15 protein-coding genes are annotated in these 23,038 nt (G+C 59.1%); 6 read left to right on the forward strand and 9 right to left on the reverse strand.

The genetic code is table 11. The features are described from left to right. Positions 1-13: 13 nt before the first annotated feature. Complete coding sequence (locus VJU77_04165; GenBank protein ID HKP02538.1) at positions 14-1,117, reverse strand: toll/interleukin-1 receptor domain-containing protein; 1,104 nt, start codon at positions 1,115-1,117, stop codon at positions 14-16. A 23-nt stretch (positions 1,118-1,140) separates the two neighbouring features. Beyond that, the gene (locus tag VJU77_04170; GenBank protein HKP02539.1) at positions 1,141-2,112 is read right to left on the reverse strand and encodes a KpsF/GutQ family sugar-phosphate isomerase; all 972 of its coding nucleotides are present in this window, start codon (positions 2,110-2,112) and stop codon (positions 1,141-1,143) included. A gap of 150 nt (positions 2,113-2,262) precedes the next feature. On the opposite strand from VJU77_04170, the gene VJU77_04175 reads away from it, so the two are divergent. Both VJU77_04175 and VJU77_04180 read left to right on the forward strand, forming a co-directional pair. Beyond that, the gene (locus tag VJU77_04175; protein HKP02540.1) at positions 2,263-2,604 is read left to right on the forward strand and encodes a hypothetical protein; all 342 of its coding nucleotides are present in this window, start codon (positions 2,263-2,265) and stop codon (positions 2,602-2,604) included. A 51-nt stretch (positions 2,605-2,655) separates the two neighbouring features. Further along, positions 2,656-3,837 (forward strand): glycosyltransferase, encoded by a 1,182-nt coding sequence (locus tag VJU77_04180; GenBank protein ID HKP02541.1) that lies wholly within the window; start codon positions 2,656-2,658, stop codon positions 3,835-3,837. On the opposite strand, the gene VJU77_04185 is transcribed toward VJU77_04180, so the two are convergent. The 4 genes from VJU77_04185 to VJU77_04200 all read right to left on the reverse strand — a co-directional run bounded on the left by VJU77_04185 (position 3,834) and on the right by VJU77_04200 (position 9,711). Further along, a complete protein-coding gene (locus VJU77_04185) occupies positions 3,834-4,499 on the reverse strand; it encodes a hypothetical protein (GenBank protein ID HKP02542.1) in 666 nt (221 codons plus the stop codon). The two genes, VJU77_04180 and VJU77_04185, sit on opposite strands and share 4 nt — an antisense overlap. A 58-nt stretch (positions 4,500-4,557) precedes the next feature. Next, complete coding sequence (locus tag VJU77_04190) at positions 4,558-5,898, reverse strand: AAA family ATPase (GenBank protein ID HKP02543.1); 1,341 nt, start codon at positions 5,896-5,898, stop codon at positions 4,558-4,560. A 79-nt stretch (positions 5,899-5,977) separates the two neighbouring features. Further along, complete coding sequence (locus VJU77_04195; protein HKP02544.1) at positions 5,978-7,030, reverse strand: hypothetical protein; 1,053 nt, start codon at positions 7,028-7,030, stop codon at positions 5,978-5,980. Positions 7,031-7,032: 2 nt separating this feature from the next. Then, positions 7,033-9,711 carry a PBP1A family penicillin-binding protein gene (locus tag VJU77_04200; protein HKP02545.1) on the reverse strand — a complete coding sequence of 893 codons (2,679 nt, stop codon included), beginning with the start codon at positions 9,709-9,711 and terminating at the stop codon, positions 7,033-7,035. A 110-nt stretch (positions 9,712-9,821) separates the two neighbouring features. Here VJU77_04200 and VJU77_04205 point away from each other — a divergent pair, with 110 nt between their 5' ends. Continuing rightward, on the forward strand, positions 9,822-10,976 hold the full coding sequence (locus tag VJU77_04205) for an SAM-dependent methyltransferase (GenBank protein HKP02546.1): 1,155 nt from the start codon (positions 9,822-9,824) through the stop codon (positions 10,974-10,976). Here the strand turns inward: VJU77_04205 and VJU77_04210 are convergent. From VJU77_04210 to VJU77_04220, 3 genes are read right to left on the reverse strand one after another with little or no spacing between them, the layout of a single operon-like run. Continuing rightward, a complete protein-coding gene (locus tag VJU77_04210) occupies positions 10,973-12,196 on the reverse strand; it encodes a hypothetical protein (protein HKP02547.1) in 1,224 nt (407 codons plus the stop codon). The genes VJU77_04205 and VJU77_04210 overlap by 4 nt on opposite strands. Beyond that, complete coding sequence (locus tag VJU77_04215; GenBank protein ID HKP02548.1) at positions 12,193-13,983, reverse strand: HAMP domain-containing sensor histidine kinase; 1,791 nt, start codon at positions 13,981-13,983, stop codon at positions 12,193-12,195. Before VJU77_04215 ends, VJU77_04210 begins: the two co-directional genes overlap by 4 nt. Then, complete coding sequence (locus tag VJU77_04220; GenBank protein ID HKP02549.1) at positions 13,980-14,621, reverse strand: carboxypeptidase regulatory-like domain-containing protein; 642 nt, start codon at positions 14,619-14,621, stop codon at positions 13,980-13,982. Before VJU77_04220 ends, VJU77_04215 begins: the two co-directional genes overlap by 4 nt. 240 nt (positions 14,622-14,861) lie before the next feature. On the opposite strand from VJU77_04220, the gene VJU77_04225 reads away from it, so the two are divergent. The 3 genes from VJU77_04225 to VJU77_04235 all read left to right on the forward strand — a co-directional run bounded on the left by VJU77_04225 (position 14,862) and on the right by VJU77_04235 (position 23,023). Beyond that, on the forward strand, positions 14,862-17,000 hold the full coding sequence (locus VJU77_04225; protein HKP02550.1) for a choice-of-anchor tandem repeat NxxGxxAF-containing protein: 2,139 nt from the start codon (positions 14,862-14,864) through the stop codon (positions 16,998-17,000). Between the two features lie 240 nt (positions 17,001-17,240). Further along, entirely contained in the window at positions 17,241-21,755 is a 4,515-nt protein-coding gene (locus VJU77_04230) for a BACON domain-containing carbohydrate-binding protein (protein ID HKP02551.1), read from the forward strand. A gap of 191 nt (positions 21,756-21,946) precedes the next feature. Further along, on the forward strand, positions 21,947-23,023 hold the full coding sequence (locus tag VJU77_04235) for an SMP-30/gluconolactonase/LRE family protein (GenBank protein HKP02552.1): 1,077 nt from the start codon (positions 21,947-21,949) through the stop codon (positions 23,021-23,023). The last annotated feature ends 15 nt before the right edge of the window (positions 23,024-23,038 follow it).

Raw genomic sequence — 23,038 nt, forward strand, 5'->3', positions numbered from 1 at the left:
TTGATCCTCCGGATCACTTCGCGCGCTCATCAGCGCGGAGGTCTTTGAGCAGGCGGGCGAAGGCGGCCTCGAACTGGTCGTGATCTTTCCAGTTTGAGAAGTCGGGGATAAAATATTGGCGCACTTCTTCCGCGAGATCCTTGCCACTCAGCGAGTCGCGGCATTCCCAGCGCTCCAATGTTTCGTAATCGATCAGTCGCACGGGAAACAGTTTGCGCTTGCCGGTGTCCCGCTCGGCTTTGAAGCCCTTGCGCAACTCGTCCATCACCCATTCGCTTTGCAGACTCGCCTGGGAGAGGACGACGAGCAGTTTATCGTAAAAGCGGATCGCCGTCTCGATCTGCTCGTGCAGCTTTTTTCCGCCTTGAATGTCTTCCGGCGCGAACCAGACGCGCAAGTGCGCATCGCGCATCTTCCCGTGCAGTCGCTTCGCGAAATCCTCGTCCTTGCCACTATAAGAGATGAAGCAGGAATAGAACTGGATTCCATCCTCCGCGCCGACGAGCGAGTACATCTGCGTGATAAAGCTTTCAGGCACGCCGCAATCGCGTAGAAAACTCTCGGGGATATTACCCTTGGATTCATAGATCGTGTCGATGCCGATGGCGGAAGGGGCGGTGTGGTATACGAGAGTGAGATGTTTGACTTTGCTCAAGTCGCAACCAGTGAAAATCGTCAACATGGCATGGGCGCCTTGGAAATCGGCGCCCTCGAGCATCGTGGCGTCGAACTTGGTGCCGCTGAGTTCCGCGCCTCGAAGGTTCGCGTTGCGAAGGTCACTGTCGTAGAGGTCCGCGTCCCACAGGTCCGCGCCACTGAGGTCCGCGCCGGAGAGGTCGGCGCCGCCGAGCCTCGCATCCATTAGGTGCGCGTTGCCGAGATCCGCACTGCTGAGGTTCGCGTCGCGGAGGTTCGCGTCGCGGAGGTTCGCACTGCGGAGCTTCGCACCGCTGAGATTCGCACCTTCGAGGTTCGCACGGTCGAGGTTCGCACCGCAGAGGTTCGTACCACTTAGGTCTGCAGCGCTCAGGTTTGGATTTGCGTTGTTTCCATGGCGCCACTTGTTCCACGCCTCGACTCCTTGCTTTATTATTCCAAGGTGTTTTTCGTTTGCCATAAGGGGGGTAAAGCGCTCGCAGACTACAAAAGCTTGAGCTTTGTCAGGTCTTGCGAATCGACCATGCCGACGGGGGCCTGGTTGTCGTCCACGACGACAAGGTCGTCGATCCGGTGGCGCTCGAGGAGGTTCAGGACTTCCACGGCGAGTTTGTCCTGGTGGACCGTGACGGGATTCAACGTCATTAAATCGCCCACGAGACGCTCGGCGATTTTCGAGTCGGATTGAAAGTGACGTACGAAATCGCCGTGGGTGAAAATACCGAGGAGCTGACCCTCTTCATCCGCGACCACCGCGGCGCCGGCGCGGACCTCCGTCATGGTTTTAAGGACGAGCTGGATTGAGGCGTCAGGCGCCACCATGGCCAGGGCATGGCGTGGGCGCATAATTTGGTGGACCCGCAGGAGCAGGCTCCGGCCGATCATGCCGGCCGGATGAAAGCGGGCGAAATCCTCCTTTTGGAAACCCCGCGCCTCGAGCAGGACCATGGCGAGCGCGTCCCCCAGGGCGAGCATGACGGTCGTGCTGGAGGTCGGCGCGAGGTTCAGCGGACAAGCTTCCTGCTCGATGTTGACGTCCAGGACGACGTGGGAATTCCTGGCCAGGTTTGAATTTACGTCGCCGCAGACCGCAACGATCTGGACCTGAAACCGTGCGATAGCCGGAAACACGCGCAACAGCTCCTCGGTCTCGCCGCTCGCACTGAAGGCGAGGACGACGTCGCCATCCGCCACCATGCCGAGATCGCCGTGCAGCGCGTCGAGCGAATCCAGGACGACGGCGGGTGAGCCGGTGCTGGTGAGAGTGGAGGCGATTTTGCGCCCGATGTGCCCCGATTTTCCGACCCCGAGAACCACGATCTTGCCGCGCTGTTCGAGACTATCCTTGATGAGCACGACGGCCCGCGAAAAGTTCTCATCCAGCCGTTCTCGCAGCCGCTGCACCTCGCGAATCTCGATATCCAGAACGCGTCTCGCCTTTTCCAGGTAATCCATCCGCCCTGATTGTGGGCCGGGGAGGGAGAACGGGCAAGAATTCGCTGCAAAACGAGCTTTCCCGGCGCGTTCGTCAGCCTCCGGATCACTATTTCTTGCTTTTCGCGGGGCGACCTGATTCAACTGACGGTCCATCGCCCGCCTTAATCTATGAAAACCTGCCTGCTCGTTCTCTGTCTGGTCACCGCGGCGGCCGCGTCCGCCGCTGCGCAAACCACGTATCGCGCGCCCATTGAGCGGACGCACCCGAAGACCCAACGGGATCGCCCACCCCCGCCGCTCCCGACAAAGCCAGTGGACGGCGTCATTCCTCGCGGCCTGCGCGGCGGAAACTTTTTGCAGATGTTCAATCCCAAGGCGCCGGCGAAATACGGAACGTCCCAGGACGCCGTCTGTTTCGAACCTGAGCCCATGAACCAGCGCCTGGCCGCGAACGGTCAGACCGATGCGGGGAAGTGGAAGGGGATTAAGCTTTTCGTGTTCACCTTTTAGAGGAATCCGGTGGATCGAGTCCCGCGCGGCGGGACCGCTCCAACTTGAATCATGGCGGGGCCGGAAGGAGCAGAAATGGCCGCGGGGAGAGCGCGGCCGGTGGTCGCCTGTTATTGCGCGACCTTCCTGAAGCCGGAGATGCTGCACATCTATCGGCAGATCACGTCGTTGAAACGGGTGGAACCGTTTGTGATCGCCCGGAAACGGGAGGAAGCGGCGCGTTATCCGTTCGACCGACTGGCTGTCGTAGGAAAGCCGGCCCTGCATTTCGTGCGGCGTTTCTGGTTCAGGCAGATGCGGGACGCGCCCTGGGAAATGTCACCCGGCGAAGTGCGGAGAGTGGTCGGTGTGCTCGATCGAGAAAACGCACAACTGCTCCACATTTATTTCGGCCATATTGCGGTCCACCTGCTGCCGCTCATTCACGCCTGGCCGAAGCCGGTGGTGGTTTCGTTTCACGGCGCCGACGTCATGGTCGATCTCGACAAGCCGGCTTACCGCGCGGCCACCCAGAAAATGCTCCAGGCCGTCCGAATGGTCCTGGTCCGTTCCGAGTCGTTAGGCCGGGCCCTGATCAATCTCGGGTGTCCCGCGGGTAAAATCCGGCTTCAACATACCGGCATTCCGGTCGATGAGATTCCATTCCAGCCGCGCGTCTGGCCACTCGATGGCGCCTGGAAATTCGTCCAGGCCTGCCGGCTAATCGAAAAGAAGGGCCTGCGGGTGAGCCTGCGGACGTTTGCGAAATTCGCCGGGCGCTATCCCCGGTCGACGTTCACGATCGCGGGGGAAGGTCCGCTGCGCACCGAGCTGGGACAAGTCGCGGCGGATCTGGGCGTGGCCGACAGAGTCTTTTTCCCCGGCTTTATTTCGCAGACGCAACTGCGTGAGCTTTTCTATCAATCCCACATTTTTCTTCATCCAAGTGAAGTGAGCGGCGATGGCAACCAGGAGGGCGTCCCCAATTCGATGCTGGAGGCGATGGCGAGCGGGCTGCCGGTTTTCGCCACCAAGCACGGCGGAATTCCGGAAGCGATCGAGGATGGGCGGAGCGGTATTCTCGTAGAGGAACGCGATGACGAAGCGCTCGCCGGTGCGCTCCTGAAATGGACTGGGAGTCCGGACGAACTTTCCGCGATCGCCCAGGCTGGCGCCGAGGTGGTGCGGAAACGTTTTGAGCGGAGCGGACAAACCCAACAGCTCGAGGATTATTATTTCGAAGCGATGAGCTAGAGGGCGCCGGGACCGAGAACGCCGATGAGTGTCTTGAAAGGCTCTTCCTGTTGCCCAGGGCCTTTGAGGAAGTATTCAGCGACGTCCGGTTGAAACGGCGCTTCAACAAGAGAACGCATTCGTGTCATAAGTTGCTGCCGCGACAAAACACCGGCTTGAAATCGATGAAGAGAATCAAGAACAGTTTGTCGGATTTCCAGCAAACGGGTTTGTCTGCGAATCTGTAGTATTTCCCGATCCAGTTTCACAACCAAGTTTGTGGATACAGCTCGCGGATCGAGGCCCTTAAACCGGTTGTTCCATACCGGATTTAGATTACCAAACTGATCAATGTAGAAGTGGTTCCAAACCCGGTCTTCGAGAGGATTCAGAATCTGGTCACCCTCCTCCGTATCTGGAGGAAATCGATTCGATTTGAACCGATTGCATTCGGTGCACGCCCATAAGTAGTTTTCCCACATAAAAGCCAAATGTGGAAAGACCGCTTTTGGTCGGTAATGCTCGACATCGGTGCACGTGTTGCAATCGCACCACATGCACGGTTCTCCTGAGCCGCTCATTTGCCTGAGAACAGCTAAGACTCCGACGTCAAACCACGCCGCTTGCCGAACCAACTTCCAACGTGAGTTCGCGGTCTCGTTGGGGTCAACCGCTTCAGTCACGTGTCTTGTTTCGTCAGCGAGCCTCTCCAGTGTCTCGTTGGCGAGGGGGGGTCTGGGGTTATGCTCCCGCACCAGCTATTTCCAGTGAAGGTTTATCTTCAAACGCGATCGACATTTGATGTTCAAGCTCCCGGTATTGATCAGTCTCGACAGGATTCAGGGCACCCGCCCGTTTCTTAGCATCTAGTAATCGATATTTCGCTATTTGCCCTACCGCCCATTTTCCTCGGGTCTGGTCTAGTCCAAAGGATTCTCCAAGGAGACCCTTTTCCGCCTTGCCGAGGACCACGCGATTGTACTCTTCGTCCGTCAGTTTTCTCGGTTGCCTCCCCTCCTCAGTCGCGAGAGGAAGGACAATGATACCTCCGGGATCAGCCGCTTGCACGATTAGTGGGCTATGAGTCGTCACGAAAAACTGCGTCTCTGGGAAACGCGTTTTTAGCCAGTCACAGATTGTTCGCTGCCACGCCGGGTGCAGGTGTGCTTCGACTTCATCGATTAAAATAACACCAGGCTGCTTTAGCACCCATCGGCCTCTCTCGTCGCGACTAAACAACCCGCGTGTACCAAATACGAGCGCCATATTATGAATAATATCAAGCAGCAGGGCATAAACGCTGCGACAGCCGTCGCTTAAATCCCGCATTGGCAATTCGAGGGTCTTGCCGCTGCGTACAAACACGTGTTCGGAAGTTATACGCTCAATCGCAAAGCCTCTAGGCAATAGGTCATCGTTCAAGAATGCGATAATTTGCGGCACCAGGTGGCTGGCTTCTTCATCCCCTTCGAGTTGCTTGAACTGAAGCAACTTTAACCACTCCTCACTTTCACTGAGTGCGGCATCTTCCCGAAAGAGCGTCACGTGGCTAGCCACTTTTCCCCCACCCACTGCGTCTCGCATTGCATCGGGTGAGCTTCCAGTCAGTCGTCGCATTGGACCGTAGCCCGAACAAAACCACCCTTCAGCGTTTGGATCCCAAGGGCCTCGAGGCGCGGTTAAGAGGCGGGTTCCCCACGAGCTGCGAAATTCAGCGCTTTTGATGTCCGGAACCGAGTTCTCTCCTTCAAGCGTCCAACGCACGCCGCAGGGGAAGGTGGATCCCGGCAGTTTGCCTCTAACCTTAAAATGGTCGAACTCCGGATCCCACCGGATTTCCACAACGGATTTCGCACCCTTCGCTCCCTTTTCGATCCAGCCGGCCGTGTTCTTAATCAATTGCCTGCCTGCGTCCGGTCCACACAAAGCGAGCGCGATCGCTTTCAAGATCGTCGTCTTGCCCGAGGAATTTCCTCCGACAATGACGGTCCACCCCTTTAGTTGACCGTCAGGCCTTTCGAAATCCAGTTCTAGTGTCCCAAAAGCCTTAACGTTCTCTAAGCTAAGAGACTTAACGTGCATTGGCGAAATGCTAGGGCCTCATTCAAAGATTGCGACGCATTTTTACCGCTGAACATCGAAGAGGCTTGCCAAACTTGTATCAGAGTAATCGGGTTCGGAAGGGGTTGTTGAAAAACTCAGCTAATTGTTTTGCCACGACTTGGAAAGCAAGCGTTTTCATCCCGGCGCTAATCTGTTTCGCGACCGCCGCCTGATAAAATTCCCAATTGCTTAGCAAACGCGCTGCAATTTGACCAATCTCCTCGATCGATCGTGCGAAACCGCACGAGTCCGGGAAGGCCAGGCGCTCGACGGCGCCATTCCCTCCGACGCAGGGAACCCGACAGAGCAATGCGTCGCCGGCCACCTGTCCCGGCACGAAACTGGTGTCGAGCTGGAGCACAATTCGATGGCGCGCCAGCACTCGCAAATATTCGGGGTAGCCCAGCTTGCGATCGAGGATTCGGAGCTTCTTGGAATCGAACCCCAGCGACGCGAGAAGCCGCGCCCCTCTGCTTCGGTCGAAATTGAACACCGTGACTGGCGCACCCGTCGTTTGACTGAGCTCTCGCGCGATGAGCAGCGCGCCAAGATGATTGCGCGACGGGACATCCCATTCACGCGTGCCAATGAGGATGCCGGAACGTTCTGCGATCGGCATGGAAAAATCCCAGCGCTGGTCATCGATCGGGTAGGGGGTGGGGATGAAAGCGACGCGGTCTGGTTTGCCTCGAATCGCTCGATAAAGATCGGCGGCTTCAGGAGTGGGGGCGAGGCAGCCATCGGCGCGCTGCACAATGCGAACAAAGCGAGCCAGCCTGGCCGGATGTTGGAGCTGCTGCGCGATTTGATGCAGTCCAGTTTCCTTCAACGACACCGCAACGACGCTTCCCGTTTTCTGCAATGCTTCCAGCGCGCGCTCGGACGCAGCGAAGTCTCCGCGGAGTAAAAGCAAAACGGGCGTTCGCTCCGCGATGGCGCGTTTGGTATCCCGCTGGAAACTTCCGCGCGTGCAAGCCGCGTAAGCATGAAAATTCGTTGGCTGATGCGCCTCGGATACCGGCCCCGCGCCGTCTGGGAAATCTTGTCCCGGGTCGCGTCCGCCCGGGTTGAGAACTGTCAGGCGAAAGTCGGATTGCGTGGGTTGCTGCATGACTATTCGTCGGGATTCGACGGCGGTGGAGGCGTTGGTCTAAGAATTGAGTCCGCCGGAATTTCGTCTCTTGGATGAACCGGCTCCGCCCGGCGAATTTCCTTCGGCGAAGTAGCCGGCGTCGGCTGAACCGGCACAGCTTTCAGAACCGGTCTGGTTGAGTCCGGCGTCACCGGCTCGGCTTTGAGGACTGGCTTATCGGCCGGGGGCTGGACCGCTTCGGCCCGGGGCGAAGGCTTCGTGGAATCCGGCTCGACCGCTTCGGCTTTCAGGACCGGTTTAGTCGGATCAGGCAGACTGGCTTCCGGACTCGAACCCGGCGGGGAGCTGTCCTCTGGTCTTTCCACGACCTTCGGCTTCAGGGTCGAATGAATCGCGCCATACGGATCGTTTTCCGCCAGGAGAACCGGTCCCTGGGCGATGACAGGTGGAACTCGCTTCGGGTCGACGGCCAGCGAAGCGCGGGGGAAACCCGAGGCCGGCAAATCGCGGACCAGCCGCGTGCGGGCTTCGCCGTGGACATTACACGGTTCGGTGGGCATCTGCGCGGAAGTTGCGATCTCCACGTAGGTCGTCCGTTTGTGCACGCTTTCGCCATCAGCCGATTTCACGGTGTCGTAACACTTGTCCGTAGCGAGCAATCCCGACCGCGTGCAAATCTCCGCCTTCTGCATCCCTTTCGGCTCGGGAATCTGCTGGCCGGGATAGCGCTCGTTGGCGGCGTTCATCACATCCACCCAGATCGGCAGTGCGATCTCGCCCCCGAACGCGCCGCGATAAATCTTCTGCGGCTTGTCGAAACCGGCCCAGACCGCGCAGGTTACCGAGCTGTCATAGCCGGCAAAAAGCGCGTCGGTGAAGTCGTAGGCGGTACCCGTTTTTCCGGCTGCGGGAAACTTCTTCAGCCCGAATTTTTCGCGAGCCGCGCGGCCGGTGCCGGAGTCGAGCGCGTCGACCAGGCAGGAGTGAACTTCGTAAGCGGTTTCCGGTTTCACGACCGATTGCCGCGAACGGTCCTGCGGCGATTGCCAGACGATCGTCCCGTCCTTTTCTTCAATGCGATCGAGAATCCGCGGAGACTTCGCGCGCCATCCGCCATTGGGGAAAATCGTGTAGGCGAGGGCGAGTTCCGCAAGCGTGATTTCGCTGCTGCCCAGGAAGGTGGCTGGGAATGGACGCAGGGCAGAGCGAATGCCCGCGGCACGACAGAGTTGAATGACGGGGTCGACGCCGACGCTCAGCCCGATGCGAACGGTGGCGCCATTCTTCGATTTCACCAGCGCCCGGCGCGCGGTCATTGGCCCTTCGTAACGGTTTTCTTCGGACTCGGGTCCCCATTCCCCGAGAATCCCCGTGGTCCCGCCGATCATGACGACTCGATTATCGAGCGCGGAGTCTTCGACGAGGGAGCCCGGGAAAAGCCCGTTCTCGAAGGCGGCCGCATAAACGAATGGTTTGATCGCGGTGCCCGCGGGTCGCCGGGCCTGGAGAGCCCGGTCATATTGGTTGTGCTCGAAATCGCGGCCGCCGACCAAGACGAGAATCCCCGCGGTTTGGTTGTCGAGCGCGATCAGCGCGCCCTGCAAATAATCGGGCGCGGCGGCGGCATTCGGGACGGCCAGCTGCTTGGCGCTCTTATAACGGTTCGCGTAAACCTCGTAGGTCGGGTGGTTGTAACCGGGATGCTGCTCGACCGCGGCGAGGTGTTCCCGGAGAGAATCTTCGCCCACCTTTTGCAGTTCCGCGTCGATCGTCGTGTGAATCCGGTAGCCTTCGTTCATGGCCCGGTCCCAGCCCACCGCGGCGATGACCTGCTGCCGGATGTAGTCGACCGCGTAGGTTTGACCCTGCGCGCTCTGCCGGCTGCCGATCACGATTTCTTCCGCCTGCGCGGTCTCACAACGTTCGCGCGAGATGAATCCGAGGTCGCGCATCCGGGCGAGAGCGATGTTCCGCGCGTCGCGGGAGGCGTTCTTGTCCGTCCAGGGTGAAAGCCGGTTCGGGCTCTTGATTAACCCGGCGAGCGTGGCGCACTCCGGGAGCGTCATGTCCTTGGCCGATTTTCCGAAATAACCACGGGAGGCTGCCTCCGCTCCGTAAAGCCCGCCGCCGAAATAAATCCGGTTCAGGTACAGCTCCATGATCTTTTGTTTCCCGAAACGCTCCTCGATCCGCTTGGAGAGAAGAATCTCGAGAAGCTTGCGGCGGAAGGTGCGTTCCTTGAGCGAAAAACTATTGCGGGCGAGCTGCTGGGTGATCGTGCTCGCGCCCTGCCGGACATGGCCGGCCGTGAAATTCTTCAGTGCGGCCCGAACGATCCCCGAGAAATCGTAGCCGCCATGCTGGTAGAACTTGCTGTCCTCGACCGAGACGACGGCGTTGATGAGATCGCGCGGCAATTGCTCGTAGGGAATCGTCTCCCTGTTTTCGACATAGATTTGCCCAAAGATCTTGTCGTTCCGGTCGAGAATCACGCTCGCGGACTCCATCTGTTCCAACTGCGAAAGGTCAAACGCGCCGGCCTGGACGGAGAGAACGTTGATCAGGTACCAGGAGTAAATTCCGAACCCGAGCAGGCCGGCCAGAACGATGGCGATGGGGATGTAGTATTTTCGGCGTTTGAACCAGGGCGGGCGCTCGAAAAAGTCGACCGGCGTTTGCGGAAGATAGGAAACGGGCATGCAGGCCGGGCGTGCGTGGAAAGGGTTAAAGGGCTACAACATTACAACGTTAGACGGTGCAAGGCAGCTGTTCTTTAGAACGATGTAACCGTTTTAACCTTTTAACAACGATGAACGCCGGCAACCCCGCTCTGATCGAGTTCGTCCGCAACGAGATCCGGGGTGGTGGGCCGGTCAGTTTCGCCTGGTTTATGGAACAGGCGCTCTACCATCCGGAATTCGGCTACTATAGCTCGGGCCGGTGCCAGATCGGCCGGCACGGCGATTACTTCACCAATGCGAGCGTCGGTCCGCTCTTCGGGCGACTGCTCGCGGCCCAATTTGCCGAGATGTGGGAACTGCTCGGCCGGCCCGGCGATTTCGTGATTGTCGAACAAGGCGCGCACCATGGAGACTTCGCCCGGGATGCGTTGAGTACAGCGCGGGAACGGTCGCCGGATTTTTTCGCGGCGTTGCAATACCGCATCGTCGAGCCGTTTTCGGTTTTGCAGGACCGGCAACGGGGCAGGCTGGAGGAGTTCAGGAGAAAGATGGCCTGGGAAAAGTCTCTCGACGAAATGGCCCCCTTTCACGGTGTGCATTTTTCAAACGAGTTGCTGGATGCGATGCCCGTTCATTTGATCGCTCGGAAAAAAGACAATTCCGGATGGCAGGAGCGTTTGGTGGGATTAGCGGGCGACGAGTTTGTTTTTGTCGAGAGGCCAATTGACGATCAGCGCCTGCGTTTGCAGATCGAGAAACTTCCGCCCATCCCGACCTCACCTTACGAGACGGAGGTGAACGTTGCCGCGTTGAACTGGGTCGCAAGCGTCTCGCGAAAACTAACTCGCGGATTCGTCCTCGCAGTCGATTACGGTTACGCGCGTGGGCAATTTTATGCCGCCGAGCGTTCGAGCGGCACGCTGCAATCTTATGCGGGGCATCGCACGTTGCCGTCGCCGCTACGCGGAATCGGCGAGGCCGATATCACGGCGCACGTGGATTGGACGAGCATCGCCGAGCGCGCGGAAGAATGCGGGTTCACCCTGAACGGCTTTACCGATCAATATCATTTCGTTACCGGACTCGTTTCTCGCCTGGCAGGAGACCAAGCCGCCGGCGAGGCCGCGCCATCCACGCGCCGCGCCCTGCAAACGCTGCTCCATCCCGAATTGCTCGGAACGAGATTTCAGTATCTGGCCCTCGGAAAAGACGCGCCGGCCGATCGACTGAGCGGGTTTTGCCTCGCGCGCGATGCGCGGTGTTCGGTGGAGTTATCCGATTAAAAGCGAACCGTGAACTGCGCGCCGAGCATGTGCGTCAGGTCACGCAAACCGTAGTTGTCACGCTGGATGCTGTATTGAATTTTTAACTGCGTATGCGGCGTGAACCGGTAGCCGGCCGCGACATCAGTCCGCCACAGGTCGCGACCCCACGGCGCGCTGCCACCATAGCCATAGCCGTCCGGCACGTCTGAGAAGAACTGCTGATTCCAGCGTAAGGCGCCGAAAAACTGCGGCGCGAAGTTGTATTTCGCCTCCAGATAATAAGCGAAGGTATCCGCATTTCCGAAGCCGGGGACCTCAAAGCGGGCCTCGAAAAATTCCGCCCAGAGTTGCAGGTGATGCAAGGCGTAGCTGATGTCCTGGCCCAGGACCGTCTGGTGGAAATCGCCGATGTCGCGCCCCATCGGCAACGTGGGCTCTGCCGTGGATTGGAAATAGGCTCCATCGCTCGCCGAAAAACCAATATTCCAGGCCTGATTGGGACGGAACCCAAGCCGGCCGCTGACGGTGGGATTCTCGAAGCCTCTACGCGTCACGTACCAGTATTCCGGCCGGGAAGAGAGCGACGCATTCTTGACTTCCGCCGCGTAATCGAACTGGCCGATCTTGCCGGCCACCGAAACGCCCGAGGCGTAACTCGGCCCCCAAATCACCGGGTTGTGTTCGTATTTTTCCTCCGGCGGTCCGATCGAGAGCACGGGAGTGTAAGGCGCCCTTTCATCTTCGATCGCGGTAATATTTTCATAGGGCAAGGGCGCGTTGATAAACGGATTGCTCCACGACAGATGGCGTTCCACCCAGCGGCCGACCACGGTGGCAAATTGACCAACCTGAAGACTGATCCGGCCATCTTCCCACGGGGTATAGCGCAACGCGTATTCGTCGAGACGCAATTGCGCACCGTGATCGCTCGGATCGAAATGGCGATCGAGCCGTGATTGCGCGAAGAAGTAAACCTTCGACCCGAGTTGGGCATCAACGAACAGACTGAGGCGCGGGTTGAAAAGGCTGTCGCTGGTGGTCTGGATCAGACCGGGCGCCGCTCCCCAGAAGCGATACCCCTCCAAGTCGAGTGTGCCACTGAGCTTCACTCGCGCCTGGTCCTCGAAGGCAGAGAAGGTTAGAGCCTCTTCCACGCGATCGAGAAAATCTTCCGCCCGCGCGCCGGGAAACATCGACCCGGCGATCGCTACAATCAGAAAAGGCCGGAACAATTTCATGCGGGGAGGGAGGACTCGGAAGGAACTTTGTCGGCCGCGCGGAAACGGACCTCGAATTCCGTCCAATTTTCGTCCGAGGAAACCAGGCGCATCATGCCGCCGTGCAGCCGCACCAACTCGCGCGCGAGGTTCAAACCAAGGCCGTGGCCGGCGATTTTCTCACCATTGGTCCCGCGAGAAAAACGTTCGAAAATGAGAGGCTGCATCTCGATTGGAATTGCCGGTCCGGTGTTTCCCACTCTCAAATAGACCGAGGAATCATCCGCCGTGGCGTTAACCTGGATGCGTCCGCCCGGGCGATTGTACTTGCGCGCATTTTCGAGGAGGTTTTGCAGAATGAGCGAAGCGTAACGCTTTTCGCCGGCAATGTAGAGCGCGGGTGGAACGGTGGCCTTTATCTCGAGGCCCAGCGGGTCGGGGAGCGCATTCAGGTCGTCCAGCCATTCATCGACCAGCTGGGTGAGGTTGACCGGGTTGAATTCGATCTGGAGGCGGCCGGCGTCCATTCGGGAAAGAAGGAGAAGATCGTCGATTACGCCCGTGAGGCGATAGGTCTGATGATGCAGATCGGAAAGTTCGTCATAAACTTCGCCTGAAAAATCTTCCCGGCGAAGGAGTCCTTCCAGGCCGGCGCGCAAAACCGTCACCGGTGTTTTCAGCTGATGAGAAGCGTCCGCGGAAAAACGGGCCGACCTTTGCAGTTCCTCGCTGGTGGAGGCGAGCTTCGCTTCCGCTTGCTGACGGTGCGTGCGATGTTCCTCCGAATCGACTGCGAGTTTTGCCACCGGAACCCAAAGCCGCCTGGCGAGCAGATGAGTCGCGGCGAATCCAGCCAGGAGCAGGGCCGCGCCGGCGCTGAGAATCTGCCAGCGCAAGCGGCGCTGCCGGGCGAGCGCCTGTTTGAGCGGATAAACGCAAACCTCGTAGACGGCTGGAAAGACCGACTCGGGATTGAGCCGCTTGAAAAAGAGAAAATGCGGTTCGCCTTCAATCTGCACGCGCGAACTTCGCTCCGCGCTATTCGGTGCAGCCACCAGCCGCGTCATCACTTGATCGATGGCGGCCCGGGCTCTTTCTGGGAGCGCAGGTAAATGAAGAGCGCCATCCATCCAAATGCCGCTTTTCATTCCTTCCCCCGAGCGTTTCTCCGCGACTTCAATCGGTTTGAACCCGACCACCAGCGCCGAGATCACCTCGTTTGTTTCCGTCGAGTTAATCGGTAGGGCAATGATCTCGTCAATGATTTCCTCCCCAGTCCCACTCTGTCGCAACAAATAGCCGATTTGGGCAGTTTGAGGCAACGGCTTCACGGAAAGATGGGCTTCTTCTTCCGGCCGGAGCACGCCGACGTCATTTTGGTTCGGCGGCGGGAGCACCTCCCCGGCGCCATTGAGAAAACGGTAAAACCTGGCCTGAGGCGCTCGCGAGGGAGGGTTTTGGTCGGAAGATCTCTGGTTTTCCATGATGTCACGCAGCTCGTCCTTCGCGCTGGGATAAAGAAGATCGAGAGCGTTGTCTTCCAGGGCGGCGTGGATACGCGGTTTGTCGATCAGATTGCGAGAGCGTTCGGCCAGCGCGGCATACCGCAGTTCTTCCATGGCGTGCAACCTCGCCAGCTCCGCCTGAAAATCGCGGTCGAGATCGCGCTGGGCGTCCACGGCTGCGTTGCGTTCCGCCAGGTATAATCCCGTGGCGGTCAACCCGAAGACCACCAGCATCATCCCGGCAAAGAGCTGTGTCCGGAAACCCGGGAGGAGAGAAGTCTTTTTCTCGCTCGACTCGATCACGGGAAATCGACCCGCAGCGTCGAGCCGCTCTGGAGGTCGACGGGATGCTGGCGGGTGGTCCGGCTGTCTACCCAGGCCTTGAGCGTATAGTGGCCGGCAGGGAGCCCGTCGAGGCGATAATGCCCATTGTTATCGGTGACCGTAAAATGCGGCGTGGCCAGGACCAAAAGGAGGGCCCGCATGTGTTCGTGGATATCGCAACGCAAAGTTACGAGCCCGGGCACATCGAAGATTTGGAACGGAATAGGTCTTTCGTCAGGCCGATATCGTCCCAGGTCGAAACGTTTGGCGGGCGAGTAGGAAAAAATGTTGTGATACGTGTCTTTTTCGAGATTCGGGAATTCGACCTTCGTGCCAACCTGCACGGCGAGCAGGGCGGGAGTAAACGTTAAGTCTTTCTGGGTGATTTGTTTTGTGGGCAAGGCCGCGGGCTTTGAGAACGATCCTTCGAGATAGACCACGCCGATCGGAGGATTGGTTGCGAGCACGCCCCCGGTGGAAACGATTTCATAACGCTTGGTCATCACCGGAGCGGAATGCGACTTGGGCAATTCGACGCGCCCTTCCACTGAGGCTTGGGCAGCGAGGAATCGCACGCCAGCGGCCAGGAGAAAACAGCAAGGCAAGAGAGGGCGCATACAAATACAATCGCGTCAGGTAGGCCGGGCGGTCACAGAAAGTAAATTACTTTTTCAGGCAATCACTAAATAAAAAGCCGGCAAAAGTAACAACTCCCGGCGCCGGCTGGACGAGCCGGGGCGGAGGATTACCGAGGGGAAATTGCCAAAGTAACAGCCGCGTTACTTTTAATCATGTTTTACGTAAAAACATTCCTTGTCTCGAACCTTTTCCGGATTAAAGAGAACGCTCCAATTACTATGAAAACATTCAGACTTCTCCTCCGTCTTCTTTTCCTCCTGCCAATCTCCTGGGGCGCGCTCCAAGCGCAGGTCGGAACCGATTTCACCATCATCGCCGATGACACTCAGCCGGCCTTTCAAAACGGCTTCGGCACCTATCCGTCGATCAGCGATGACGGAACAGTGGCGTTCGTCGTCGATCAAGGCGGCACATTCCGGGCGGCTCCCGGCCAGGCGCCGGTGCAGGTGGGTGGAAGCGTCACCGGCGATCCGTTCATCAACAAGCTGGGTGAGATTGCGTCACGCCAATATGTGGACGCTTTCCTGACCACCGAGCTCTACAAGAACACGGCCGCCGGCCAAACCGTGTCGCTGATTCGCAACGATGGCGAATTTCGGCAGTTCGGATTGCCTGTGCATCTTTCGTCCACCGGGACCGCCGTTTTTTGGGCACGGAAAAATCCGGTCAGCCCTGGCCATTGGGGAATTTGGACGGCCAACGGCGGCGGCACCACGAACCTCGTCGTCGACAATCTGGGCATTTTCAGCGTGTTCGGCAATTCGCCAACAATCAACAGTGCCGGGACGGTTGCGTTCACCGGCGGCAAGGATCCCGTCAATAACGTAGCCGAGAGCGGATTGTATATTGGCACCGGCGGCGGTGACGCCACGGTCAGCACGGTTCTTACCGCGGCGGGAAGCCCGCTCTACAATTGGGACGGCGCTCCCTATATCAACGATCAGGGCCAGATCGCCTTTAAGGCTTACGAGGACAACTCCGGCGAGCCCGGCATCTTCGTCGTCAACCAGGACGGAACCGGTCTGCGCATGGTCGCGCATGCTGCCGGTATCGGTGGAGATGGACCCTATTCCATGTTCGACAGCCCGATCATCAACGAGCTCGGCACGGTTGTGTTCCGGGGCTACCTCGACACGGGGGAGCACGGCATCTATTCCGGGCCAGACCCCGTCGCCGACAAGGTCATTCAGGAAGGCGATGCGCTTTTCGGATCCACTCTCACGAGCGTTTTGTTTCTGCGCGGGCTGAACAACCACAACGAGATTGCCTTTTACTTCGAGCTCGCCGACGGCCGCACCGGGATCGCCAAGGCGAAACTCGCGGCCCCAAGCCCGACGCCTACGCCGACGCCTATGCCCACCGCGACTCCGACTGCTACGCCATTGCCTTCGGCTACTCCGCTGCCGACAGCAACGCCTCTTCCGACCGCGACGGCAACACCAGCTCCCACCGCGACGCCAACTGCGTTTCCAACTGCCACTGTTGCGCCGACGGCGACGCCAGCCCCAAGCGCGACTGCGACGCCGAGCGCTACGCCGGTCGCGACCGCAACTCCGAGCCCGTCGTCAACTCCTTCGACAGCCGCTCAACCGCTCAACATTGCAACCCGGGGTCGCGTTGAGTCGGGAGACAACGCCATGATCGGCGGATTCATTATCAACGGCTCGAGCGCAAAGAAAATCGTGGTCCGGGCCATCGGGCCCTCGCTCCAGGGAATGCTCCCCGGCGCGCTCACTGATCCCGTCCTGGAGCTTCGCGGCTCCGACGGGGCGCTCATTCAACAGAACGACAATTGGAGAGATGACAACGCTCAGGCTTCGTTCCTGGAAGCGAACAATTTTGCGCCCTCTCATCAATTCGAGTCAGCGATGGTCGTGACCCTGGTGCCCGGAAGTTATACCGCAGTGGTGACCGGAAAGAACGGCTCTACCGGCGTCGGCCTCGTGGAAGTCTATGACCTGAACCAGGCGGCAGACTCGAAGCTGGCGAATCTCAGCACCCGCGGCGTGGTTCAATCCGCCGACAACGTGCTCATCGGAGGTTTCATTCTCGGCGGCGGCAGCGCCAACACGAAAGTGCTGGTGCGTGCGATCGGTCCCTCGCTGGCGAATTTCGGAGTGAACAATGCCGTGAGCGATCCCACCCTGGAGTTGCGCGACAGCAACGGCGCATTGATCCGAAGCAACGATAACTGGAAAGACGAGCAGTGGACTGAGATCGAAACGACAGGTCTCTCTCCCGCCATGGATGCGGAGTCCGGCATCATCGCCGACCTTCCGGCGGGCGCTTACACGGCCATCGTCGCCAGCAAAGGCGCGAACGGCGTTGGACTCGTCGAGATTTACAACCTGCCGTAAGAGCGATTCCAAGTTAGCCGGGCCTTCTGGTAAGCCCTCATCCTGAGCTTCTTCCACGGGGATTGAACTCCGTCCGTGGAAGAGCCTGGGATGAGGGCCTTATCGTGCCTTGGCGGATTCAGGTTCGCCTCCCGTTTCAAAGGTAACAAGCGTGTTACTAATGCCGGCTTGTTCCAAGCGGGTTTGACGCGCTCGATGGCCTCGGCGCAAACGAACTACCTTCGTTACCAAAGGAGCCTTATGAAAACAAAAAGCGTATTTGGGATTCTCCAATCAGCGCTTGAGCAACGCGGCCGGAGCCTGGCTTTCGTCGTCCTCTTTCTGGCCGCTTCCACCCAAGCAATCTTCGCGCAAGGCAGTCCTGACATCGTCTGGCAGGGTACCCACACCGGCTATGTCAGGTACACCGCCTTTTCGCCCGATGGTCAGCAATTGGCCTCGGGAGGGGACGACAAGAAAAACAAGCTTTGGCAAGTGTCGGACGGGACCTTGCTCCGGACGATCACTCAATGCAGCGGGCTTAGTTGCAGCAGTCCTACTTTTGGAACCTACTCTCCCGACAGCCAGCAACTGGCTACCTCTGGAATCAAATTTTGGCGCCCCTCGGACGGCACTCTCCTCCGGACGTTAAGCCTTGGAGGAACCATCGCCTTCTCGCCGGACTGGCAATTCATCGCCTCGTCGGTAACGACTTCGAGTTATCCTTCCCAGAACCGAACGATCAAACTGGTCCGTGCCTCCGATGGCTCCGACGTCTGGTCGAAGCCGAACTTTGGCGGAGGCGCGACCGCTTTTTCTCCGGACGGTCAATCGATCGCATCGATCGGTTTCCAGGGGGTCGACATTTTGCGGGTGTCTGACGGCACGCTCATTCGCAACATTGTCGGTCCGCGCGGAACTGCTCTCGCTTTCTCCCGGGACGGCCAGTTCATCGCGGCTAATGGCGGCGCCGGCGGATCTTATCGTTACGACGAGACAATCAAAATCTACCGCGTGTCCGATGGCGCGCTCGTTCGCACCTTCACCGCCACGGGTACTGTGACCTCCATTGTCTTTACGCCCGATGGCCAGACGATGATCGCGAGCTCCTGGGATTCGAATGAAGATCCCGTGAACGGATTTATTCCCGCGACCGGCACGATCAGGTTCTGGCGAGTTTCGGACGGCGCTCTGCTCAAGACTTACGATCAGAATACCGGCACGTCGGCGAACGCGCTGGCTGTTTCGCCTGATGGGCAAAGGTTCAGCTACTCCCATGATTCCACGGTTTTTGTGGCGCGCATTCCCACCTTCTCCTGCGCTTTCTCAATTTCTCCGACGAGCGCGAGTCTTCCGCCCGCTCCCGGCGGCGGTTTGGTTAACGTGAGCGCGCCTGCCGGTTGTCAATGGACGGCGGTGAGCCGGGTCAATTGGATCACCATCACCGCAGGCAACAACGGCACTGGCAATGGAACGGTCACTTATACCACCACCGGTTCGGACGGACAGACCGGTCTCTTGATCATCGCCGAGCAGGCGTTCCCCATCCATTTCGGCGATAATCCATGCGACTACACGGTCACGCCGACGAGCTCGACCTGGTCGTCCTTCGGCGGAACCGGCACGATAGGTGTGCAAACTCTTAGTGGTTGCGGCTGGACCGCTACGAGCAACGACAGTTGGATCACGATCACGAAGATCAACCATGACAGCGGCAATGGCGGCCTGACGTATGCCATCGCTCCCAACGCGGGCCCGGCGCGAACAGGCACCCTGACGGTGGCGGGCCAGACGGTCACGATCGAACAGGTGACCACTCCCTGCTCCTACACGGTGAATCCGGATCCGACCGACCCCCAATTGTATGGCAGCTCGGGAGGTCCCGGCACTATCAACATTGCGACCATGAACGGTTGTCCCTGGACGGTGACGACGGATTCGAGCTGGATAACCCTCGGGGTAGGAAATAGCAGCGGCAATGGGCCCTCGATCGTGAACTATTTTGTAAACGCGAATACCACCACCAGCACTCGCACCGGCACCATCACCGCGGGCGGACAAGTGATCACGATTTTCCAGGAGGGGATCACCTGCAGTTACAACATCTCCCCCGCGAATCGCACATTCACCGCCGATGGCGGCAGTGCGTACGTGAACATGGCCGCGGCTAGCGCCTGTAATTGGACGGCCACCAGCAACGACAGTTGGATCACGATCACCTCTGGGGGAAGCGGTTCAGGTTACGGCACCATTTATTATTCCGTCGCGGCGAACTCCACCGGTGCCCCTCGAACGGGGACCATCACCATCGTCGGCCAGACATTCACTGTCTTTCAAACCGCCGAGGCAACGCAGGGAGCGCCCGATATCTTATGGGCGCACGGACACGACTTGCAGGTTAACGCCGTTGCGTTCTCGCCCGACGGCCAGTTGCTGGCGTCGGCGAGTAACGATCACACCGTCAAGGTCTGGCGGGTTTCGGACGGCGTTTTGCTGGCCACGCTGACCGGTCATTGGGACAAAGTGAATACGGTCGCCTTCTCCCACAATGGCGAAATGATTGCTTCGGGCAGCACGGATATGTCGATCAAACTCTGGCGCGTCTCAGACTTTTCGCTGATCCGAAGCATGGGAAGCAATGAGTTCATTCTGGGAGTAGCCTTCTCGCCGAATGACCAGGAGCTAACGTCCGGCGGGGGCTATTCCACGAACGACATCAAAGTCTGGCGCCTCTCGGACGGACAAAACACGTCGATCACTCATGACATGTTGGGATCGACCAACTCGGTGGCCTACTCTCCGGACGGCGGATTCCTGGCCACGGCCAAGGCTAATGAAGTTGCGACCTTGAAAAATTTCGCGACGTGGAATGTGGCGTGGCTGGGCCACCGTGGGACAGTGAATTTCGTCGCCTTCTCGGCCGATGGCCAAAAACTGGCAACCGCGAGCGACGATGGTTCAGCTGCGCTTTGGCAGGTCGCGAGCAGCATGCAACTCGCCAGTCTTAACGGTCCTTCCGGTTTCGTGAAGTCGGTTGGATTCTCACCCGATGGCCAGACCGTCATTGCGGCGGGGCAGGATTATGGGGCGCAACGCGGGACCCTTCTCTTCTGGCGCGCCTTGGATGGCGGATTGATAAGAGCTTACGTCCAGCAAACATCCACCGCCGTTTATTCGGCGCAATTTTCACCGGACGGCAATTCGTTCGCCTATGGCCGGGCCGACGGCGGTGTGGTCCTGGCCCGCAACACTCTCAATATCGCGCCGACACCGACACCGATCCCCACCGCCACGCCAGTGCCAACCGCCACGCCCGTGCCGACGGCAACCGCGACGCCAACTCCAACCCCGATCCCGACTGCGACTCCCTGCACTCTGGAGAGGATTGTGGATGGAGGCTTCGAAAATGGCGGCATTCCCAACATGTTCTGGGATCCGGAAACCTCCACGAACTTCGAGACGCCGCTCTGCGACAGCGAGTCGTGCGGCAATGGCACGGCGCCGCGGACCGGTCTGGTCTGGGCCTGGTTCGGCGGAATTTCCGCGCCCGAGACCGCGACACTGGGGCAAACCGTTACCATTCCCGCGGGGAACCCCGCAACGCTCTCCTTCTGGATGCGCATCTCCGCGGTTTCTTCGCCATTCACCGATGTCCTGAACGTGAAAGTGGATGGGACGATCGTGCAGACTTATCCCGAACCGGCCACGGCCGAGACTGCCTACACGCAGCGCACCATTAACCTGAGCGCGTTTGCCGACGGAGCCGCGCACCAGATTCTGTTCGAGTATATCGCAACGACGAACGGAATGGCGAATTTCGTAGTCGACGATGTGTCTCTTATCGCCGGGACATGTCCTGGGCCGACCCCAACTGCGACCCCGGCGCCAACCGCAACGGGAACTCCCGCGCCAACTCCACCGGCGACGCCGACACCGAGCGCTACTGCGGCCCCAAGCGCGTCACCATCACCATCCCCGAGCCCGACTGACACCCCGTTTTCCGCAGCTCAGCCGCTCAACATCGCTACCCGAGGTCTCGTGCAAGCGGGCGACAACGCGATGATTGGCGGGTTTATCATTACCGGAAACGCGATCAAGAAAGTTGTTGTTCGGGCGATCGGTCCCTCGCTCCAGGGAATGCTACCCGGCGCGCTGACTGATCCGCTTCTGGAACTGCACGGCCCCGATGGTTCGCTCGTCGGGCAGAATGACAATTGGCGCGACGACCCTTCGGCTGCCGAACTGGAAGCAAGTCAGATTGCCCCGTCGAACGATCTCGAGTCCGCCCTCGTGATCGCTTTGTCGCCCGGAAATTATACCGCGGCAGTGAGGGGGAAGAACGGAGCTGTCGGGGTTGGGCTCGTGGAAGTTTATGATCTGAGCCAGGCAGGCGATTCGAAACTCGCAAACATCAGCACCCGGGGCGTTGTTCAATCGGGCGAGAACGTCATGATCGGCGGTTTCATTCTGGGCGGCAGCAGCGGCAGCACAAAGGTGCTGGTGCGCGCGATTGGTCCCTCCCTGGCCAATTTCGGCGTCGCCAACGCCTTGAGCGATCCGACACTGGAACTGCGCGACAGCAACGGCGCCATGTTGCGGAGTAACGACAACTGGAAAGACCAGCAGCAGCGTCAAATCGAAGCGACCGGCCTCGCTCCCGCGATGGATTCGGAAGCGGCGATCGTCGCCGACCTTCAACCGGGCGCCTACACCGCCATCCTTGCCGGTAAAGACGGAACGGGCGTCGGCCTGATCGAAGTCTACAACCTGCGCTAACCGCCACTTCTCTAATCGAACCGGCCGCATCATCTGATGCGGCCGGTCTGTTTTACTGCCCGAATCGAGAGCCAAACGGTTCGGAGGCGTCCCCGATTTTTGGGTTGAGTAAATTCGGGAAAGTTCGCAAGGATCGACTTTCAGTTCGTAAACCTCCCCGACTCAACGCTGACCCCACAAAGAAAATGAAAATGAAATATATTGCACTCTATTCACTCCTGGGCGCCCTCGCTCTCCTCGCTCCAGCACCCGCTATCGCTGTCCCACCGCGGCCTCTCGGCGATTCGAAAGTGCTCACGCCGCTCCCCGCAGTGCCCGGATACCCTGAAGGTATCGCGGTCCACGACGGCCTCGTTTATGTTTCCGGACCCGCGGCCTTCGGCGTTCCCGGCAACTTCGGCCCATCCAAAATTTTCGCCTACGATGAGGACACGGGCGTTCTCGTGAAGACGATCACGATCCAGGGCCAAACCGGCCCGCTCAACGCAATTTCGTGCATCGCGTTTGGCGAAGGAGACAACCTCTTTGTCGCGGATGAAGGCCAGGGGATCTTGAAAATCAATGTCGAAACCGGAGAGCAAAGCGTCTATGCCGCGCCGTTTTACCCGGTGTATCAATCCGCCTTCAACCCTCCTGCCCCGCTCCTGATTAACGATCTGGCGTTCGACAAAAATGGTTACCTCTACGTGACCGACTCCTTCCAGGCGACCATCTGGCGAGTGCCTCCGGGAGGCGGCGCGCCCCAGGTCTGGTTCCAGAACGCCGCCATCGATGGGCCATTCGGCCCGAACGGCGTCCGCGTCGATAAGAAAAGCGAGAAGCTTTACTTTACGGTGACGTTCGACGGCGCCGGGGTGGGTTATGTTTACACTCTGCCGTTGATCGATCATCCGACTTTGATGGATCTGCACGTGTTTCACACCTACAACTTCGCCGATACCGGTTCCGGCCCGGATGGAATCGCGTTTGGCAAATCAGGCGACCTCTACGTCGCGCTCGCGGGCACCAGCAAGATATCGGTTCTCCGTGAGGACGGGACCGAGGAAACGAAGTACAGTGGCCCGGCCCAGAACCCCGCGGATCCCGCCCACAATCCTCTACCCTGGGCCAATCCCGCCAACATCGCATTCAACAATAAGACTAAAAGTCTGCTCGTTACGAACCACGCCAGTCTCACCGGTCTGCCCGATCCGAGTTTCCTCTTCGCGATCTTCGACGTCTTCGTGAACGACAAAGCCGGCAAGCTGTTCAAGGACGACGAGGACTAGAACGGAGTTGCCTTC

The sequence above is a fragment of the Chthoniobacterales bacterium genome, assembly GCA_035274845.1.
GTDB lineage: Bacteria > Verrucomicrobiota > Verrucomicrobiia > Chthoniobacterales > UBA10450 > AV80.

Bases quoted from the DNA above. Each gene is read 5' to 3' on its own strand.
- VJU77_04165 (HKP02538.1), bottom strand. From the start codon at position 1,117: ATGGCAAACGAAAAACACCTTGGAATAATAAAGCAAGGAGTCGAGGCG.
- VJU77_04170 (HKP02539.1), bottom strand. From the start codon at position 2,112: ATGGATTACCTGGAAAAGGCGAGACGCGTTCTGGATATCGAGATTCGC.
- VJU77_04175 (HKP02540.1), top strand. From the start codon at position 2,263: ATGAAAACCTGCCTGCTCGTTCTCTGTCTGGTCACCGCGGCGGCCGCG.
- VJU77_04180 (HKP02541.1), top strand. From the start codon at position 2,656: ATGGCGGGGCCGGAAGGAGCAGAAATGGCCGCGGGGAGAGCGCGGCCG.
- VJU77_04190 (HKP02543.1), bottom strand. From the start codon at position 5,898: ATGCACGTTAAGTCTCTTAGCTTAGAGAACGTTAAGGCTTTTGGGACA.
- VJU77_04195 (HKP02544.1), bottom strand. From the start codon at position 7,030: ATGCAGCAACCCACGCAATCCGACTTTCGCCTGACAGTTCTCAACCCG.
- VJU77_04200 (HKP02545.1), bottom strand. From the start codon at position 9,711: ATGCCCGTTTCCTATCTTCCGCAAACGCCGGTCGACTTTTTCGAGCGC.
- VJU77_04205 (HKP02546.1), top strand. From the start codon at position 9,822: ATGAACGCCGGCAACCCCGCTCTGATCGAGTTCGTCCGCAACGAGATC.
- VJU77_04210 (HKP02547.1), bottom strand. From the start codon at position 12,196: ATGAAATTGTTCCGGCCTTTTCTGATTGTAGCGATCGCCGGGTCGATG.
- VJU77_04220 (HKP02549.1), bottom strand. From the start codon at position 14,621: ATGCGCCCTCTCTTGCCTTGCTGTTTTCTCCTGGCCGCTGGCGTGCGA.
- VJU77_04225 (HKP02550.1), top strand. From the start codon at position 14,862: ATGAAAACATTCAGACTTCTCCTCCGTCTTCTTTTCCTCCTGCCAATC.
- VJU77_04230 (HKP02551.1), top strand. From the start codon at position 17,241: ATGAAAACAAAAAGCGTATTTGGGATTCTCCAATCAGCGCTTGAGCAA.
- VJU77_04235 (HKP02552.1), top strand. From the start codon at position 21,947: ATGAAATATATTGCACTCTATTCACTCCTGGGCGCCCTCGCTCTCCTC.